The sequence below is a fragment of the Winogradskyella sp. PC D3.3 genome, from assembly GCF_054366245.1.
The window spans coordinates 4,167,825-4,187,291 of sequence record NZ_CM135962.1; the positions used below are offsets into that span (position 1 = coordinate 4,167,825).

Consider the following 19,467-nt stretch of genomic DNA (forward strand, 5'->3'; position numbering starts at 1 on the left):
ATTTTAACCATATTCTTCTCCAAAATTGGCTTTTACATTTTGAAGTACCTTTTTTATATCCTGTTCTTTTGCTTTAGGAAAGATAAGTAAAACTTCGTCTTTATCTACAATGATATAATCTTTTAGTCCATCTATAACAATAATTTTATCTGCCTTAGAACGAATCATATTACCATGAGCATCTTCTAATAAGGTTTTAGCATTAACCACAGCATTAGCATTGTCGTCTTTATCTAACTTATCGTAAAGGCTTCCCCAAGTTCCTAGGTCATTCCAATCGAAGGTTGCAGGAATCACATAGACATTATCACTCTTTTCCATAAGCGCATAATCTACAGATATATTTTCTGCTTTTTCGTAATTATCGCGAATAAAATCATCTTCAAATTCTGTATTATAAACGCTGTAACCGCTTTCAAATAATTGATACAATTTAGGTTGGTTATTTTTAAAAGCCGAAATAACAGATTTAGCACTCCACATAAAAATTCCTGCATTCCACAAAAAATTTCCTTGACTTATAAAAGATTTTGCCGTGTTGTAATCTGGCTTCTCTCTAAATTGGTTGACTGGTTTAATTTCAGTCGTAGCCGATTTATCATATTCAATATAACCATACCCTGTATTAGGAAATGTTGGCGTAATCCCCAAAGTCATTAAAGCATCGTTAGATTGGCAATACTCAAAAGCTGTTTTTACATTATTAGAAAAAGCCTCTTCATCTTCAATCCAATGATCACTTGGTGCTACAATCATTACTGCATCTTCATTTTCTTTCTGAATTTTTAAGGCTGCATATAAGATACAAGGAGCTGTATTACGCATGGCTGGTTCTAAAACCACTTGACGTTTGGTAACGTTTGGTAATTGTTCAAAAACAAGATCATTATAACGCTCGTTAGTTAATATAAAAATATTCTCTTCTGGAATTAACTGTGCTAAACGATTAAATGTTTTCTGTATTAAAGTATCACCTGTACCAAGCATATCGTGAAACTGCTTAGGAAAATCTTGCGTACTTACAGGCCAAAACCTCGAACCAACTCCTCCTGCCATTAAAATGGCGTAATAATTTGAATTTTTGCTATCCATCAATCAATCTATGTTTTAATCTAAAACCTCTACTTCTGCATTAGGGTTAAACAAATATAATTTACCCGAATTAATTTCTACACATTCGTAGCGCTTTCTTCTTTTATTTCCCTTTTTAAACACTCTTCCGTTGTAAAGTTTAAAGGTTGTATTCAAAGGTACTTCAAAAACATAGGTCTTATCGTTACTTTCGTCAAATTGCTTTAAGGCATAGGCGAGCTGTGTATCTGTATCGCTAGACGCTTTTGGATTTTTAAAATGATTAGCTAATAATGGTAATAACTCTAACGGAAAAATTTCGGGTCTTAAAAACGGCAACATTAAATGCTGAAAGGTATGCTTCCACTCTTTTCCGTGCGGTTTAATAAATCTTCCGTATCTTTTATAAGCTTCAAAATGGGCTATCTCGTGAATTAGTGTAATTAAAAATCGATAAACATTTAAATTAGAATTAATCGTAATCTGATGTTTCCCATTTGGTAATTCTCTATAATCTCCGTGTCGCGTTTTACGCTCATTTTTCACTTTTACAACTAAATGATCAATAGCTAAAAGCTCTGTAATCATGGGTTGTGCCGCAGGAGGAATAAAATTTAAAAGCTGTGTTTGCATTACTGCAAAAATAAGCGTTAAATTATTACTTTTTAAGTCTTTTTCTAATCAAAATAAACACAACAATTCCTATTATTACAAATGGCCAAATATACACTAGACCTATAAAAAACAATTTCAGAACTTCCCAACCTGAAATAAAACCGTCTTTAATTTCGGATAAAAATGTTTTTTTATAATGCTCTGGTTCTTCTTTATATTCTACCGTTTCATATAAATCAATCTGAATGGTACTAAAAGCCACTTTATTGGTTAAATATTTTAATTGCCCTTGACTGGATTCAATTTCCTCTTGAATACGTTGTAATTTTTCTTCAACACCTAATAAGTCTTCAACACTTTTTGCTTTTGTTCTAAGAATAGATTCGTAGCGCTCCTTAACCTCTAATTTTGTTTTCAATCTAGCTTCCACATCTATAAATTCGGAAGTCACATCTTTAGTGGTTATATTTTCATATTCAATAAATTCGGCAACACTGCTTATAGAATCCATAATAACATCAAAATCTTTAGAAGGTACTTTTAACGTGAACCGGTTTTCTTTTTTATAAAGATTATTCTCGAAGCGTAAATCTGAGACATAAGAATTGTATGCTTCAGAAATTCGCTTGACTCGTTCTGTAGCTATTTTTACATCTTCAACTTTGTACCTCACATTTGCAGATTTAATGATTTTTAAATGTTTTAATTCTAATTTTGGAGTCTCGGTAGTGCTATCATCGGTTTTAACGGCTTCAAAATCGGCTTTAACCTCAACACTTTCTAAAGCAAAGTTTTCCGAGGACTCTGAATGATTACATGCCACTAATAATACGGCTAGTACCCATAATTTTAATACTGTTTTTAATGATTTACGTTTCATAATTCTTTATTTTTAAGATTTAAAACCAAATCTATATTGAACCATGTATTAGCAATTGTAAAGCCGTTGTAAAACAATTGTAAAGCATGTACAATACTGAAACAGAAGCACTAAAGCAAACCAACTATTGATTTCTAACGACTTAGAATTATTCGTTCACCTTAAAGAATTGGTTGTAAAAACCTTTCTGAAACGGCATAATGCTTCTAAATCTGTAAAAGACTGGAGTGGCAATGACATTGTAGTGTTTCAAGAAGACTTATTTGAACGTGTAAAAACACGAGTCAGCGAAAAATGGTTTTATACCTATTTTAAAAACGATACTGATAAATTACCAAGAGTAGATATGCTTAATTTACTCAGCACTTATGTTGGATTTAAAAACTGGTCTGATTTTAAAACTGCGAACAGCAAAGTCTCTAAACAAAAATCTAAAGCATTACAATTTTATCTCTTACCGATTGTGCTACTAACAATTTTAATCGCCTTTTGGTTCACCAATAGAAGTCATACCTATACCATTTGTTTTATAGATGACATTAAAGGGCAACCTATAGATTCAATCCGTTTAGATATAAAAATTCTAAATATTGATGAAACTCCAACCTACATAAAATCTGATCATAATGGCTGTTTTACGTATACAACAGATGCAGACTATATAACGTTTGTGGTACAATCTCCTTATCATAAAACGGATACCATTGTTAAATCGATAAAAAACATAGACAATGGCAAAGTCAAACTAAATACAGATGATTATGCTTTAATGCTCGATTATTATTCTAGCAAAAACCTTATTGACTGGAAAGCACATAAAGCAAATCTCGAAAAGATCTTTTCTAATGATGCTTTAATTTATCAAATTTTCCCCAATAATATAGGTATCGAATTATACACAAAACATGAATTCATTACTAAACTCACAACACCAACGCAAAGTTTAAAACAAATGAAGATTCTGAGCAAAACCTATGCTGATGGTAAAATTGTGAAACTTAAATTTATTGTAGAATGAAACGCTATTTAACGCTTTTGGTTTTAATCTTGTGTAGTTGCAATAATAGCAATGAAAGATCTATTGAGCATTCTGAAATGGAACGTCTAGAACTCGATGACGCCAATACATTAACTATAGAAAAACCTTACTTTAATGAATTACATATTGTTGAAGAAAAACTACAAGAAACATACGATCTAATTTACTTATCTAAAAAAAATGCAACTTTTGGAACCTCTAGAAAGTCAAGCACTATTCTGATTTCAAATATCATTTTAGATAGTTTAGACCATGACGATTATCCTATAGTAGAAGATTTATATCAAATTGGATCTGTAGAAGTAATTAATGATTCTACTACAAACATCAATTTTGGTTATACCGTAAAACAACATAACGCTATAAAAAGAGATACTTTAAAGGCTCTTATAAAAAAGCAACACATTACGATTGAAGGTCAAACCACAACAGCAATCAAAATTGATTTTAAAAACTATAATGATTAATTATTAACGACAGTCATCGTGGTACTCGTATTTACTTTCAGCAGGTATAAACCTGTTTCAGTATTAGTCAACGTAATTGTTGTTGTATTTGTCAATTCATTATAGCCTCTATCTCGTATTTCAATTTTACGTCCTCTCATATCATACACTTCAATGCGGTCATTCGTTTTTGTATTTGAAATATGCAATTTACCATTAGTTGTTGGATTAGGATAGACTCCCATTTCTGAAGCAACCTCATTAACACTTAATTCTTCACCTTCAAAATAAGGTACTGCAAAGCTAAATGCATCTTCAGCTACCACTTGACCAATAAATCGTCCGGGAATATCATCTGCTGGTGGATGGATTCCACCCCAAATACGACTTAAGCTCGTTTGGTCTGAAGCATCTCTATAAGTTGCCCATTGTAAAACAACATCTTGTGATGGTCCTTCTTCAAATACTAAAAACTCATTCTTTTTTGCAACAAATTCGGCTATACCTCCAGGGAAAAATTCATCACCTGTTATCATAGTCATTAGTTCTGCTGCTGCTCTAGAATACGTAGAGTGTCCAGATACAAAACCTGCAAATGGAGGTGTTACAAAAGTTGGTCTTTGATACGGGTACCAATCTTCTGCTAATATCCAACCTACTCCTGCTTGATCTGTTTCTGTATTACTTATATAGTCATGACCTTTCCAAGTATACATCTTTATTTTACCTACATTTTCATTAGTAAGACCCACTAAAGGATCTCCCAACTCTACGACTTCGATATAACCATCAATTAATTCGATACCAGAAACACTATAGTTAGATAATGAAGGATCGGAACTTTGCCCTTGTGTTGCCATATAACGTATGGCAGATATTGGTCTGATATAGTCATACCATCCTTTTATACTCCAACCAGAAATTGCAGCATCATGCATACCTCCACCAAGTATAAAATAAGATTTAACATCCCATTCTAAAGGGTCTAAGATGTCTCCTTCTCCCTCAAAACGTTTTTCAAATTCCTGATGATCACTAACGTAATTTAATAGTGTAAACCAATGACCTGGTGGAGTTTCAGAATCTGGACCGTCTGCCCAAAACTCTGCTAATACTCTAGTATAATCACCACGTGGTACAATATTAGGCTCGTATGGATTACCTGTAAACGGATTTATAGCATGTCCATTACTATTAGAACCTCCTTCTATAAAATTATAAAAACTTGGATAGTCGGCATAATTTGTTGGAAAGGTGCTAATATCTACATTTCCAATTGCGCTTGGTGAAATGTCCCACATAACATTATCACTAGGATCTAAATGCGATTGCCAAACAGAAACCATTGAAAATCCCCATTTATAAGCTTCGCTTCCTGAATTATTTTCTGTTATACTTATATAAGGTGGATTTGAAGGATCATGATACACATTAAATGCATCTCCATCCCTTTCATAAGTCACCTTATCTTCCTCTTTTAATGCAAAAGTTGATACATTTCCCCATTCAGGACTCAAAAAAGGAGGTACACTACCTTCTATTAAATTACCACTTTGGTCAATAAAGGTCTCTAAGCTTAGAGGCTCCCATCTATTAGGATCGTTTATTTGTTGCTCGTAAGATACTTCTAGAGCATATGGAGCATTTATAGGTTGATAATAGTCATTATCGTAACCTGTAGCTTCTCTTGATCCATCTTGCAAACCATAATCTATTAAGGTCTGACCAACAAAATTACCTAAAGCTGCTGCACTTCCATTTTCGTATAACAAAGACGTAAACGATGTATCGTAACCTAACCTGTCCATTAACAAATCAAATCTAGCTTGAGTCGTTTCAACATTTGGGGAGTTTTGAAAACGATGAGACAACAAACGATACATTGCAAAACTAATCGCCTCTTTTTCTGATTCTTCTATACTCTCAGTTGGGGTAAAGTCTTCTAAAGTACTACTGAACCCATTTACCGTATTCCCAATTAAATAAGGTCTAGCAACCTCATGGTAAATCGCCCAAATATCATACATAGCTACACTTGAGTGAAATAAATTTCTTGCATGTATAGTTGGTCTTGCATAATCTCGTCTTATCGCTTCTAGTAAAGCTTCATTCCATAATCTTGCAATAGATATATCCTCAGGAAGATTATCTGCATCTAAGCTGACCTCAACTGAAGTACCTAAACTAATACAATCTTCGTTAGATTCTGTTACCGTTATGAAACCCGAATCTTCTATGTGCCATTTCACGGTAATTGTATCCGTCCCCTGCCCACTTAAAATTTCTCCACCAACAACTTGCCAAGTTGCTGTTGACTCAGGTCCAATACTATAACTATACACCTCTGTGGTTAAAAAGGATGAAGATAAATTACCGACAATAGTATTAGGTAAAATATAATTACAAGAGCCATCTTCTAATGTGGCATTAGGATTATAACTACAAGACAAAGGGTCTGTACAACCATAAATTTTCTGGCTTGGTATAATATTTAACTCCTCATACCCCATTGCTTCGGTCACTTTGATTGTTGTATCAACATTTAAGTTATTAAATGTCTCAATTAAACCCGATGGCCATTTTATTTCGAGTTCAGATATATTAGTCGCTTCTCCTAGACCAAAATGGACAGGTTGCAAACTCTGACTCAATAAACCTATACCAGAATAATACCGTTTTAAACTTCCGTTTTCAGTAGTTAAAGTAATGATTGTACCTATAGCATCACGATTTGATGTTGTCCCCTCTAATTGAATTTTAAAAAAATGGAAATCAGGATCCGTACTATCAAAATTCAAGATTCTATTTTCGTATAGAAATGACGACCTATTGCTATTAGTAACAAATAAATCGATGTCTCCATCATTATCATAATCCCAGTCAATGGCCTCTACACTTATAGTTAAATCGTCTAATTGCAATAGAGCAGAAACATTTACAAATTTATCATCACCTTGTACTGAAGTATTTCTAAAATAGACATTTTGCTCTGCATTTCTATTGCCAAAATCAAAACCATTAGCAATAAACAGATCTTCATCTCCATCTAAATCAAAGTCAGAAAATCGTGTTCCCCAAGACCATCCTGTAGAGTTAATCTCATACGCTTCGGCCTGTTCGCTAAATGAATTATCACCATTATTACGAAGGAAAAAATTCTGATCTATTGTGGTTATAAACAAATCAAAATGACCATCATTATTATGATCACCTATTGTAATTCCCATATCATCTCCCATAGTAGCTAGACCATATTCTGATGCTTGGTCTACAAATGAATTACCATTAGTATTTATATAAACGTAATTGGGTTTACTAAGATCATTTGAAACCAGCAAATCCATAAAACCATCTTCGTTAAAATCAAAAGGTAAAGCTGTGTAACTCGGTCTACTTACCTCTGTTAAAAGTCCAGTTTGAACTGTTACATCCGTAAATGTATTATTCCCATTGTTTTGATAGAGCTGATTTGTGCCACAACCCGACCAATCATTAATATAAATATCTAAATAGCCATCATTATTATAATCAAACCAAGTAGCGCCTGTATTATAACATCCATTAAATGTTGTAAATCCAGCACTTTCTGTAATATCCACAAATATACCATTACCTAAATTTTGCCATAATTGCACTTTCAATGAATAGGTTAGGAATAAATCTGGAAATCCATCATTATTAAAATCACCCCAGAATGCACCATTTTTATTTCCGGCTAAACCAAAGTATTCTCCACCACCTTCTTCTTGGGGTAATAAATTAGTAAAACCAGCTATTTCCGTAACATCAGTAAATGTTCCGTTATTATTATTTCGAAATAAGCGACTTAAAGTTTTAGGGCTATTAGGATTGTCTTTTGCCTTTGCAACCACGAAAATATCTAAATCATTATCACCATCATAATCGGCTACTGCCACGCCATTATTCTCTTGAAGTTCGCCCAAACCAACGGTGTTCTCAACATGGCTAAAGGTTTGTGCATTTCCCATTTGAAGTATAAAAAATGTGAAGAGAACAATGAAAAGTGTTTTGTAAGGTAATTTTATTATCATTCTTCTAATTTTTTATAAATATAAAAAATTAGATTTAACATTTCGTTAACTTTTACTTATACTAGCATGATTAGCATGTATTCAATAGCACCAAAAACGCATCGTATACAAATTAGTTTTATAATTTTAAAAAAAAAGACTCAACGACCTCTCCCATATTAAGGGGTAGAATTAGATACTTGCAATACTTTTCCGTTATAATATTTATTACCGGTTAATGCAAAATTTTGAATATACTCTGCCATTTCCTTAGCTGTAGTTGGAGCTTTGTAACCTGGAAAGGCTTCTTCTAACATTTCAGTTTGAACCGCCCCAAGCGCTAGAACATTAAACTGTGGCCCTGTTTCTTTGTACTCTTCTGCCAATAATTCTGTCATAGTAATTACAGCACCTTTACTAGAACTATATGCTGATAAGCCAGAAAACTTCATACTACCTTGTATGCCTCCCATTGAACTTATAGTTACCACATGTCCATCACTCTTCATAAATGGCAACACTGTTCGCGTTAATTCTGATACACCAAACACGTTAGTCCGATATACTTTCTCAAAATCTTGAAATGTTGTTTCGGCAAAAGGCTTATTGATAATTGCACCTGCATTATTAATTAAGACATCAACATGTTTCCATTCCTCTTTTATAAATGCTCCTACTTTTTCATAATCACCTTGATTACATAAATCAAAAGCAAAAGATGAAATATTATCAAAATGAAGGTTACTTATTGGTTTTGCGTTTCGAGATAAGGCTAAAACATTGTGACCTTGATTGGCCAATAAATGCACCAATTCAAAACCAATACCTCTACTTGTACCTGTAATAATTATGTTTTTACTCATCATTTAAAACTACTTCTTTTGTTGGTGCATTTATCATTCCTTCTAAAGCAGGAATCATTTTATTTATAAAATTTGCCATATGTTGGTAATCCATTTTATCGGCTTCGTCTTCTACATGATGATAATAATCAAAATTTGTAAAGTCGAAAGTTGAAATGGCATGTGCAGGCATATTTAATTCTTTAAAGAAAGGAAAGTTATCTGACCTCATAAATAAATTCATTTTTTTTGCTCCTGCAAAAGCTCCAACCACTTCCTCTCTTGCATATCTATTTAAAGTTTCAGCAAAATTAGAGCGTTCGTAGCCACTCATATAAGCCATCGCTTCAGTTGAAGCTCTTGGTACACCAATCATTTCAAAATTAATCATAGTATAAGCATTAATGCCTTCATTTTTTAAACGTTTTGCTAAATGTGCTGAACCTTTTAGTCCTTTCTCTTCTGCATCATATAAGGTAATTAAAAGACTACGTTTATTCGTTTTGGTTTTGGCAAAATAGGCTCCAATTTCCATAGCAGCAACAGTGCCTGAAGCATCATCATTAGCGCCATTGGCAATTGAGTCGCCCGCTACTACTTTCCCTATTCCTATATGATCGTAATGACCACCTAGAATTACATATTCATTCTTAAGTTTAGGATCATTACCATCTACAACTCCCACAATATTATAACCATCTAAACCATTAAGCTTAAATGAATCGCGGTACGTCTCAAAATAAGGTTCTATCCCATTAGATTTTAAATACCCTTCAATAAACACAGCCGCTTTTTCAAGACCTTCACTTCCTGTTTCTCTTCCTCTTAATTCGTCAGAAGCTAAATAATCCATACTGGCTTTTACAGCTTCTTGCGTGATTTTAGGTTTTGCATTTTCACCATCTTTTCCAGCAATTCCATCGGGTGCATTTACATTAAGAGCGCATGAATACAGTAATGCGATTGAGACTATTGAAAGTATTTTTTTCATTATTATATATTTTGTGTTTAAAGATAAAAAAATCCTATACCAAACTAATGGCATAGGATTTAAAAGATTATTTTTAATTGAAATGATTTACATTTTTTTGTTTGCTTTTTTAGCTAAACGTGCTACTTTTTTATTCAAATCTTTCATTAATTTATCTACTGCACTTTCGCACATTGGTTGGATTTTCTCTGTACTCATAACAGGAATACCTTTTACCATAGCCGCTTTTTTTGAAGAACCAGCAATTTCACGAAACTGAAAAATACTCTTATTATCTTTAGAGTATAGATCCATACTGAATCTTGCTTGTATGCTAACATAACCAAAACTACCAACTCCAGTTTTAACAAAGCCAAAATCTAAATGAATAAACATTATGGCATCTACACCTAAATCTTCCGCAACTTCTTTTAAATCCTTAACATTTTGTCTGTAGTTAGGAATAACCCTATAGCCTTCAACTGTTGTAGTTGATTCTATATCTTTATTTATACTTCCAGCTTCTTCATAAGTAGGTTTAAACGTTTTATATGCTTCATTGCCCCAAACATCTTCTTCTGCGATAAATTCAAAATCAAAATTTTCAGCGTATTCACTAAAAAAAGCGTCATGTAATTTATTAAGAGGTTCTGTTAAATTAAAATTGGGACTATCACTTAAGTTCGTGTTTTTTGCAATTAAATCTGCAGAAGCATCAAGTGCTGATAAATCTATCATTTTGTCTGCATAGAACGTTACAACAGCCACTTTCTTCTTTTGTGCATTACCCAACATAAATAATGTAAGACATGTCATTAACACAACTACTTTTAAATTTTTCATTTTATTTTTTTTAGTAAACTACTGAATAGCAGTTAAATTTAGCCGCGAAAGTAACTTTATATTACAGTTAATACAACAACAAAAAAAACCTATTTCAAGTTAATGAAATAGGTTTTTAATATAATGTTCACTATGCTGTGAATGTCAAGGCATTAAACTAACATCGTCACAGGATTTTCAATATATCCTTTTAATGTTTGTAAGAATTGAGCTCCTGTAGCACCATCAACTGTTCTATGATCGCAAGCTAAACAAAGTTTCATTGTATTACCAACAACAATCTGTCCGTTTTTAACTACTGGTTTTTCAACAATATTTCCAACAGATAATATCGCTGAATTAGGTTGATTGATAATTGACGTAAAACTATCGATACCAAACATTCCTAAATTAGAAACCGTAAACGTACTGCCTTCCATCTCTTCTAAAGACAATTTCTTGTTTCTTGCTTTACCTGCATATTCTCTAACAGCTGCACCAATTTGAGGTAAACTTTGCTCATTTGCAAATTTAACCACTGGGACTAATAAACCATCTGGCACAGCAACGGCAACACCAATATGAACATGATTGTTTAATTGCATTCTATCATCAAACCACTGAGAGTTAACTTGAGGATGCTGTTTTAACGCTAAAGCACATGCTTTAACAATCATATCATTATAAGAAATCTTTGTATCAGGAATAGAGTTGTATTGCATTCTAAATGCAATTGCGTTTTCCATGTCAAACTCTACATTTAAATAATAATGTGGTGCCGTAAATTTAGATTTTGCTAAGTTTTTAGCAATCGCTTTACGCATGTTTGAGTTTGGTACTTCATCGAAATCTTCTTGTCCTGTTGGTACAAATTTACCGACCGAAGCTCCTTGCACTGCAGGAGTAAAGTTTTCTATATCTTTCTTTATAATTCTTCCGTTTTCACCAGAACCTTTAACTTGATTTAAATCGACACCTTTTTCCTCAGCCATTTTTTTAGCTAATGGTGAAGCAAATATTCTACCTGAGGTTGATGTTGAAACCTTTGGAGCTTCTTTTTTTGCCTCTACTTTTTTAGGTTCTACTTTTGGCGTTTCTTTCTTAGCTTCAACTTTAGGAGTTTCTTTCTTAGTTTCTCCTGCTGCTACTTTAAAGTTTTTAGCAATATTAGATACGTCAGTCCCTTTTGGACCTATGATGGCTAATAATGCATCTACTTTTGCTGATTCACCTTCTTCTAATCCAATTTGTAATAAATATCCAGATTGGAATGACTCAAATTCCATTGTTGCTTTATCGGTTTCAATTTCAGCAAGAATATCACCTTCTTCAACTTCATCACCAACCTTCTTCAACCATGTGGCAACAGTACCTTCTTCCATGGTATCACTTAAACGTGGCATGGTAACAACCGTAACTCCTTCTGGTAATTTTTCTTTTGAATCAAAATCGACATCAGAAATATCTTTTTCTTCATCCTTATTTTCTGGAATGGCATCTGATTTTTCAACTTCTGTGCTTCCATTTAAATAACTAGAAATATCTTCACCTTCATCACCAATAATAGCTAAAAGCGTATCTACTTTTGCAGTATCACCTTCTTGCACACCAATATGGAGCAATGTTCCTTCGTTAAAGGACTCAAACTCCATGGTTGCTTTATCGGTCTCGATTTCAGCTAAAATATCGCCTTCCTCAACTTTGTCACCTACTTTTTTTAACCAAGTAGCAACAGTTCCTTCTTCCATTGTATCGCTCAAACGCGGCATATTTATTACTTCTGCCATGGCTTACTTAATTTTGTGGTCTATAAATGGGTAATCTTCTTGTTCATATACAACATCGTACATCACATTCTTTTCAGGATATGGAGATTCGTCTGCAAATTTCTCACATTCTAAAACGCGTTTCTTCACATCCTTGTCTATAAGTTTTAAATCCGCTTCTGTAGCATATTCATTTTCAAGAATGATATCTTTTACTTGTGTAATTGGGTCGATTTTCTTGTACTCTTCTACCTCATCTTTTGTTCTGTAGTGTTGTGCATCAGACATCGAATGACCTCTATAACGGTAGGTTTTCACTTCTAAAAATGAAGGTCCACCACCTTTTCTTGCACGTTGAATCGCTTCATCAAACGCTTCTGCTACTTTAATCGGGTTCATACCATCTACTGGTCCTGAAGGCATATCATAGCCAAGTCCAAGTTTCCATATATCTGTATGATTTGCTGTACGTGCTACTGATGTTCCCATAGCGTAACCGTTATTTTCACAAACGAATACAACCGGTAAATTCCAAAGCATTGCTAAGTTAAACGTCTCATGTAATGAGCCTTGTCTTGCAGCACCATCACCAAAACAACAAATAGTTACAGCATCTTTATCGTGGTATTTATCACCAAAAGCAATTCCTGCTCCTAAAGGAATTTGACCACCAACAATACCATGCCCTCCATAAAAACGGTGTTCTTTTGAGAAAATATGCATAGAACCACCAAGACCTTGAGATGTCCCTGTCGCTTTTCCATACAATTCTGCCATCACACGTTTTGGATCTACACCCATACCTATTGGCTGCACGTGATTACGATAGGCTGTAATCATTTTGTCCTTAGTTAAATCCATAGCATGTAAAGCTCCTGCTAATACCGCTTCTTGTCCATTATACAAATGAAGGAATCCTCTAACTTTTTGCTGAATATAAACTGCGGCGAGTTTATCTTCAAACTTTCGCCAGAACAACATGTCCTCATACCACTTTAGGTATACTTCTTTGGTTATTTTTTGCATTTCTTGATGAGTTCTTTAAAATAGAATAACAAAAATAACACTTTAGAAAATAATGAAGAAGTAGTATATCGTAAAAAAATAAGCGATTACTGAATTTATTGCAATAAAAACCTTATAATACTGAACTTTCAAAAAGAAGTGGCAATAAATTAGCTAAAGAACTAGATTTAACAACCTTTCCTTGTGCTCCCATGAAATAAATTTCGATGGGTTGGTCTTGTTTTATTTCATATTCTGCAATGGATTGTCTACATGCTCCACAAGGAGGAATAGGTTTATCCGTAATTTGATTTTGCGAAGATGCCGTTATGGCCATTTTTAAAATTTTTGCTTTAGGATATTTTGCTCCTGCATAATAAATAGCTGTACGTTCTGCACACAATCCAGAGGGAAAACATGCATTCTCTTGATTGCTTCCAATCACGACAATACTATTATCGAGTAAAATAGCGGCACCTACATTAAATTTCGAATAAGGAGCATACGCATTTTCTCGGGCTTCAATGGCCGTATTCATTAAATTCTGAATCGCTTTAGGAAGCTCATTAATATCATCATAGACTTGTAATTTCGTTTCTATTTTGACTTCCTTCATAATTTGCTGTTTATTTTAGACAAAAAAACTATTGCTTTAGTAAACAATAGTTTTTAATATCTAAATTTAGTTATAATTTTTAATATTCATCGTATGCACCATCACCAAAATTAAACGTTAGTGAAAAACGCAAGGTATTTTCTAATGGACTCTGAATTTTAGATGCTGAAAATAAATATGATAAATCGACATTTATAGTAGTGTATTTAAACCCTGCGCCAAGTGCAAAAAACTTACGTGCACCTTTGTCATCTGCTTCATTAAAATATCCTGTTCTGAAAGAAAAACTATCTTGATAGGTATATTCTGCTCCTAATGCCCAGGTAAACTCTCTTAGCTCTTCACTAAAACCACCTGGCGCATCACCAAATGATTGAAAAACTCCATTTAAAAAACTAACATCATTACTTTGACCATCAATTATAATGTCATCTTGACGCTCAATTAACTCATCATCGTCCTCCTCATAAGTACCGTTATCATTTTGATCAATAAACTTAATTTTATCTCCGTAAATAGGTGGCGTTGGTACTAAGTATTTAGTAACCTCTGCAGACACACCTAATTTATTATATTGATCGAAAATAAAATCGAAACCAGCACCTAATCTTAAGTTTGTTGGTTGAAACACTTCTTGCCCTCCATCATCATACTTAAATCGTGGACCTAAATTTTGAATAGCAAAACCAGCTCTCCAACGGCCATTATAATCATTATAAGCTTCTTCTTCACTCTGATAATATCCTGTAATATCTGCTCCAAACGTACTTCCTGGACTTGCATTTGGATCTACAGTATCAATTCTTAGTGCAGAACGCATATAACGTAATGCTACAGCCATTGCAAATTGATCGCTTAAGCGTAATGTATAAGCGGCATCAATTGCATATTCGTTTGGTTTTACTGCGACACCTGGATCATTAGCATCTTGTGTTAATACAATTTCTCCAAGTGAAAAATACTTAAGACTTGCTGAAAACGCACTGTAATCATTTAAACGATTAAAATACGTCACATAACTTAATGAAATATCATTTACCAATCGTGTTAAATAAGGAGTGTAACTTAAACTAACTCCTTGTTTTGTTTCTGAAAACGCATATTTTGCTGGGTTGTATTGCTGCGAAAAGCCATCTACTGACGTTGCAACTCCCATATCTCCCATAGAAGCAGATCTTGCATCTGGAGAAATAAGCATAAACGGCAAACCTGTTGTAATTACACGGCTGTCGTTACTATTAGGTATAATTTGTATCGTTTCTTGACTACAAACTAAATTAATCATTACCAATGATACAGCGGTTATAAAATGTTTTTTCATGTTCAATTTTTCAAATATTAATACCTCTTCAATCGTATTAATTCGTTAGCAAATATAAATTATTATTATAGTATAACAAGTTTTTGGATTTTTTCAACCTGTTTATTTAAACGGTTAGATTTCACTTTTAGTTTATAAACATAGACTCCTTTTCCTATTTTATCACCAAAATCATCTCTTCCATCCCATACAATATCTTTAGACAACGAACTTACAGCCTTACTTCCTCCCGAAGTTTGTCCATTTAATGTCCGTACTAATTTACCTGAAACAGTAAATATTTGTACCGAAATATCTAAAGGCTCTACACTATTATGATTAAACCAAAACTCCGTATAACTAACAAATGGGTTCGGGTAGTTTAAAACATTATTTATAACTAACTCCTCATCTTTATCATAAACTACAAATTGAATTTCTGCAGTAGAAGAGTTATTATAAACATCCCAAGCTTTTAATGTTAAGGTATGTAAACCAGGTTCCAAATCTCTAAAAGGATAAGACACTGTTCCATTAGTGTAATCATCTAAATTTGCTTGATAATAATTATTTAATATTATTGGATTCGTTTCATCACCATCAATAATGGCCGTAATATCATGACCGATACCACTAGCTGTATTAATTCCATTATCATCTTGAAGCTTTGCTAGTAATACTGGGGATTCATTTGTAATACCACCTGAAACAAAGTTTTCGTCATTCATATATAAGTTAATTACAGGTCCGATATTATCTTCTGGAGCATTTTCATTTATACCTCCTATTTGAATATCAAAATTAGCACCTGCCTGATCTGAAAGCGGATTCGCCGTTTGTGCATAAAAACTAACTTTACCATTCCCTACTGGTATTCCTATATCTTTAGGCACAATAAAATCAAATTCAAATTGACCATTTACAACACTTGCTTGACCTTTAAATATAACTTCACCTAAAGTTGTAAAATCCATAATGATAAGACTACCATCCGTATCTGTAACACCATCGTTCCCTAAGGTTTGTCTCGCAATTTCTTTATCGAACACTGTAGCGGTTAACGTACCATTATAGTTAGATAACAGATTACCATTAGTATCTACCACTTCACCTGCCAGTTTTGTATAACTTAAAGCCTTAAGCACATCGATAGGTTCTGTAATCTCTACATCGTTAACCTTTGTTAACCTGATATCTGGCTGTGCAAAGGCTAATTTCATTGCAGGATCACCAATAAAAAACACTAAGCGCTTTTGATTAGAACCAGCTATACTATTATTTACCTTGGTCAATCGTAATGCTTCTGCCATCGACACATAATCATTAGATTCGAATCCAAATAAATAGTCATCTAAAACTTTATTTAAAGATTCTCCTACAGATACAATTATTTGTCTTGTTGTTGTAATTAAGCCAACAGCACCACCTGTTGTATTCCAAAAGGTATATTCACCTGCAGTATCTCTGTTGGGATCATCAAATTTGGTATACTCACACGTTACTGTGATAAACAAATTATATTTACAAATATTATTAATTTCTTGAGAGTCTATTTTATCAAAAATTCGCTCTTTGGCAATGCCATCTTCACCTCCATGTCCAAAGTAGTTCACCACGAGTGCTCCAACTTCAATAGCATCTTTTATGGCTTCATTAACTTTAGGATATCTATTTCCGGCAGCCGATGATTCTTGTTCAAAGGCATCTGAATGAATCTTTATAACATTTAAAAATGGTTTTTCTTCATCTAAAGTGGTTCCTAAATCATCTGTCGTCTGTTGTAATCTTTCTTCCCAAGCTTCATCTACATCATCAGAGATAAGAAGGATGTTATTTCTCCAACTACCATAAGCTTCTGGTTGATAATACGTATTTATTTTATCGACCATTTCTTTAGCGCGCTGCACATCTTCTGCTAAAATTCGACCAACAGCAATATCCATACGATCTATAGCGGTAGACATTCCTCCTTCGTTATCATCTAACATGGCATAGAAATCATCTGAAACAAATGAACTCGTTAAACTAAAACTACTAGTCGTGTACCAAGATGGTATTAAATTGGTATTATTACGTATTCGATTTTTGTAATCATAAGAGCCATCACCAAATAGGCAAAGGTATTTTAACCGTTTACTAGGAGTGCTTGCGTTGTCATACACGTATTTAATAAAATTCCGTATGGCTGCAATATCTTGACTTCCTGTACTAAATTCATTGTATATGGTTTGTATATCTACAACTTTGACATTCAGGTTATATTGATTTCTATTAATCTCAGCTAAGCGTTCGGCTTGTGTTAAAAATTGAGACGGAGCTAAAATGATATAATCGATATCTTCAAACTGTCCTTGCGCATTAGTAAAAATCGTGCCTTTCAAATTTTGATTAGCAACAACAGTTCTCGAATCTGTTTTAGGGATAAAAACATTAGAATTAGAAAACGCTAAGTAAACTCTTTTTTCACCAGAGAGTGCTTTAAAAGAAAGCGTACTAGCATTATCCGAATTTACTGTTGTTCTCACATTAAAACGATCGGTTATATCCCAAATTTCTCTAACACTGGCAGCATTTGAAAGATTATACTGAGCAATCCCTGGAGTAAGTACAACATCTTTGTTTTTAAAAACCAACTGTTCTCCTTCGTATTTTAAATCGCGAGTAGCAGTAATATTAATAAAATCCAAATATGCATTTGCAGATGGATTCCCATTATTGTTATACTCAAAATCTACCGTAACAATATCTGAGGATACTGTTTGTGGTTGATTGTATTGTACTGCCGTTCCCAAAAGAGAACCTGGATTTATCACTCCTAGTCCCATAGTCGTAACCTCGTTACCATTTACAGAAACCTTCATAGTGGTTGCCACTTCTGAAACAGAACCTATAGCGACTTCAAAATCTATTGGAATACTTGTAACCAAGTTTGGAAATTCAAACTCATAAGACCGTTGGTTTTCAATATCAAAATCATCACCAAACCAACGACGTCCAAGTTTTGCTAGGTTATACTTATCAACTTCATAAAATTGATAATCCTGAAATGTATTAATTTCAATATCTGCAGCAGCATTAATTGTAGGCATGGCTTGTATGCGCTTTCCGTTACCAGAACTCACATTAACATAGTAATAGGTCTTATCGGTATATAAATTTAAATTCGTATCACTTTCTTCGTTAAACGTTTTAGGCCCTTCACCATAAAAAAGAATATAGTCAGCATTATCAAAGCGACCATCTTCTTCTCCCACAAACTTCACCGCATTTTCTACCACATCAAAAGGATAATTAGCAGCATTCTCTAAAGGTAACATTCGACCTCCGTTTCCATAAATCTTAATCGTTCTTGGGTCAACAGAATTAGTATTAACGCCTAAATTATTCAAAAAACTCTTGGACAATTTAAACACGCCAGAGTCCTCAATATAGAAACGATACCACTGTCCTGAACTTAATACTGAGTTTGTTATTTCCGTTACCCCCATTACACTATTACTAAAACGACTAGATTGAAGATTATAGGTTACAGTAAAAGCTGTTATTTTCTTATAGACACCTCTATCATTTACAATAGGGGTTAATTCAAAATAATGCGCATATTGACCTCTCGCATTTGTGTTGTTTAATATAAACTTTGGGGTATTTTGTATAAGTTCTAGATTCAAATCTTTTAATTCAGCAGAAGAAATCGATTCGTAAACGATGTTTGTAAGCGACACCGAGTTTTCATCAATTTGACTTCCGTCACTTTCCCATTGGGCAAAAAAGACAATTCCGTTTTCATCATTATAACTAAAATGATCCTCATCAAATCCGGGAACTTCAATTTTACTATATCCAGTTTCTAAAACTTTATAGCCATTCCAATTTATATTGAATTGTTTTTGCTGCCCAAAGCAAAGCGCTGTAAATAAGAGTAGAGCGATTAAATAACAATTTTTCATTTATTCATTTTCGGTGTTAGTCTCTATAAGAATAACAAGAGATACCATCATTTTAACAAATTCTTGTATTTTACAATAAAATAACGACTAATAAAGACCGTTATTATGACTTCACAT

At 33.4% G+C, this 19,467-nt stretch carries 14 protein-coding genes; 2 read left to right on the plus strand and 12 right to left on the minus strand.

Going from position 1 to position 19,467, the window contains the following annotated elements:
• Positions 1-3 precede the first annotated feature (3 nt).
• The 3 genes from ACXGSQ_RS18525 to ACXGSQ_RS18535 are packed head-to-tail and all read right to left on the minus strand — an operon-like array spanning position 4 to position 2,566.
• The gene (locus tag ACXGSQ_RS18525) at positions 4-1,092 is read right to left on the minus strand and encodes a mannose-1-phosphate guanylyltransferase (RefSeq protein WP_458629382.1); all 1,089 of its coding nucleotides are present in this window, start codon (positions 1,090-1,092) and stop codon (positions 4-6) included.
• 15 nt (positions 1,093-1,107) lie between these two features.
• A complete protein-coding gene (locus ACXGSQ_RS18530; protein ID WP_458627600.1) occupies positions 1,108-1,704 on the minus strand; it encodes a SprT-like domain-containing protein in 597 nt (198 codons plus the stop codon).
• Between the two features lie 25 nt (positions 1,705-1,729).
• Positions 1,730-2,566 (minus strand): DUF4349 domain-containing protein, encoded by an 837-nt coding sequence (locus tag ACXGSQ_RS18535; protein WP_458627601.1) that lies wholly within the window; start codon positions 2,564-2,566, stop codon positions 1,730-1,732.
• Positions 2,567-2,693: 127 nt separating this feature from the next.
• Between ACXGSQ_RS18535 and ACXGSQ_RS18540 the strand changes: the two genes are divergently transcribed.
• Both ACXGSQ_RS18540 and ACXGSQ_RS18545 read left to right on the plus strand, forming a co-directional pair.
• Positions 2,694-3,584, plus strand: coding sequence for a hypothetical protein (locus tag ACXGSQ_RS18540; protein WP_458627602.1), 891 nt, complete (start codon positions 2,694-2,696; stop codon positions 3,582-3,584).
• Positions 3,581-4,072: a hypothetical protein gene (locus ACXGSQ_RS18545; RefSeq protein WP_458627603.1), complete on the plus strand. Its 492-nt coding sequence runs from the start codon at positions 3,581-3,583 to the stop codon at positions 4,070-4,072. The genes ACXGSQ_RS18540 and ACXGSQ_RS18545 overlap by 4 nt, the downstream gene beginning before the upstream one ends.
• On the opposite strand, the gene ACXGSQ_RS18550 is transcribed toward ACXGSQ_RS18545, so the two are convergent.
• The 9 genes from ACXGSQ_RS18550 to porU form a co-directional block, all read right to left on the minus strand.
• Positions 4,069-8,103 (minus strand): FG-GAP-like repeat-containing protein, encoded by a 4,035-nt coding sequence (locus ACXGSQ_RS18550; protein WP_458627604.1) that lies wholly within the window; start codon positions 8,101-8,103, stop codon positions 4,069-4,071. The two genes, ACXGSQ_RS18545 and ACXGSQ_RS18550, sit on opposite strands and share 4 nt — an antisense overlap.
• A gap of 158 nt (positions 8,104-8,261) precedes the next feature.
• Entirely contained in the window at positions 8,262-8,945 is a 684-nt protein-coding gene (locus ACXGSQ_RS18555; RefSeq protein ID WP_458627605.1) for an SDR family NAD(P)-dependent oxidoreductase, read from the minus strand.
• A complete protein-coding gene (locus ACXGSQ_RS18560; protein ID WP_458627606.1) occupies positions 8,938-9,915 on the minus strand; it encodes a M28 family metallopeptidase in 978 nt (325 codons plus the stop codon). The genes ACXGSQ_RS18555 and ACXGSQ_RS18560 overlap by 8 nt, the downstream gene beginning before the upstream one ends.
• A gap of 87 nt (positions 9,916-10,002) precedes the next feature.
• The gene (locus ACXGSQ_RS18565; RefSeq protein WP_458627607.1) at positions 10,003-10,737 is read right to left on the minus strand and encodes a hypothetical protein; all 735 of its coding nucleotides are present in this window, start codon (positions 10,735-10,737) and stop codon (positions 10,003-10,005) included.
• Between the two features lie 152 nt (positions 10,738-10,889).
• The gene (locus ACXGSQ_RS18570; RefSeq protein ID WP_458627608.1) at positions 10,890-12,503 is read right to left on the minus strand and encodes a pyruvate dehydrogenase complex dihydrolipoamide acetyltransferase; all 1,614 of its coding nucleotides are present in this window, start codon (positions 12,501-12,503) and stop codon (positions 10,890-10,892) included.
• A gap of 3 nt (positions 12,504-12,506) precedes the next feature.
• A complete protein-coding gene (gene pdhA, locus ACXGSQ_RS18575; protein ID WP_458627609.1) occupies positions 12,507-13,508 on the minus strand; it encodes a pyruvate dehydrogenase (acetyl-transferring) E1 component subunit alpha in 1,002 nt (333 codons plus the stop codon).
• 112 nt (positions 13,509-13,620) lie between these two features.
• Positions 13,621-14,103 carry a cytidine deaminase gene (gene cdd, locus ACXGSQ_RS18580; protein WP_458627610.1) on the minus strand — a complete coding sequence of 161 codons (483 nt, stop codon included), beginning with the start codon at positions 14,101-14,103 and terminating at the stop codon, positions 13,621-13,623.
• A 79-nt stretch (positions 14,104-14,182) separates the two neighbouring features.
• A complete protein-coding gene (gene porV / locus ACXGSQ_RS18585) occupies positions 14,183-15,424 on the minus strand; it encodes a type IX secretion system outer membrane channel protein PorV (protein ID WP_458627611.1) in 1,242 nt (413 codons plus the stop codon).
• A gap of 65 nt (positions 15,425-15,489) precedes the next feature.
• Entirely contained in the window at positions 15,490-19,350 is a 3,861-nt protein-coding gene (porU, locus tag ACXGSQ_RS18590; protein WP_458627612.1) for a type IX secretion system sortase PorU, read from the minus strand.
• Between the last annotated feature and the right edge of the window lie 117 nt (positions 19,351-19,467).

Coding starts and splice junctions, on each gene's coding strand:
- cdd (WP_458627610.1), bottom strand. CDS start 14,103: ATGAAGGAAGTCAAAATAGAAACGAAATTACAAGTCTATGATGATATT.
- ACXGSQ_RS18555 (WP_458627605.1), bottom strand. CDS start 8,945: ATGAGTAAAAACATAATTATTACAGGTACAAGTAGAGGTATTGGTTTT.
- ACXGSQ_RS18560 (WP_458627606.1), bottom strand. CDS start 9,915: ATGAAAAAAATACTTTCAATAGTCTCAATCGCATTACTGTATTCATGC.
- pdhA (WP_458627609.1), bottom strand. CDS start 13,508: ATGCAAAAAATAACCAAAGAAGTATACCTAAAGTGGTATGAGGACATG.
- ACXGSQ_RS18535 (WP_458627601.1), bottom strand. CDS start 2,566: ATGAAACGTAAATCATTAAAAACAGTATTAAAATTATGGGTACTAGCC.
- ACXGSQ_RS18570 (WP_458627608.1), bottom strand. CDS start 12,503: ATGGCAGAAGTAATAAATATGCCGCGTTTGAGCGATACAATGGAAGAA.
- ACXGSQ_RS18530 (WP_458627600.1), bottom strand. CDS start 1,704: ATGCAAACACAGCTTTTAAATTTTATTCCTCCTGCGGCACAACCCATG.
- porV (WP_458627611.1), bottom strand. CDS start 15,424: ATGAAAAAACATTTTATAACCGCTGTATCATTGGTAATGATTAATTTA.
- ACXGSQ_RS18525 (WP_458629382.1), bottom strand. CDS start 1,092: ATGGATAGCAAAAATTCAAATTATTACGCCATTTTAATGGCAGGAGGA.
- ACXGSQ_RS18545 (WP_458627603.1), top strand. CDS start 3,581: ATGAAACGCTATTTAACGCTTTTGGTTTTAATCTTGTGTAGTTGCAAT.
- ACXGSQ_RS18550 (WP_458627604.1), bottom strand. CDS start 8,103: ATGATAATAAAATTACCTTACAAAACACTTTTCATTGTTCTCTTCACA.
- ACXGSQ_RS18565 (WP_458627607.1), bottom strand. CDS start 10,737: ATGAAAAATTTAAAAGTAGTTGTGTTAATGACATGTCTTACATTATTT.
- porU (WP_458627612.1), bottom strand. CDS start 19,350: ATGAAAAATTGTTATTTAATCGCTCTACTCTTATTTACAGCGCTTTGC.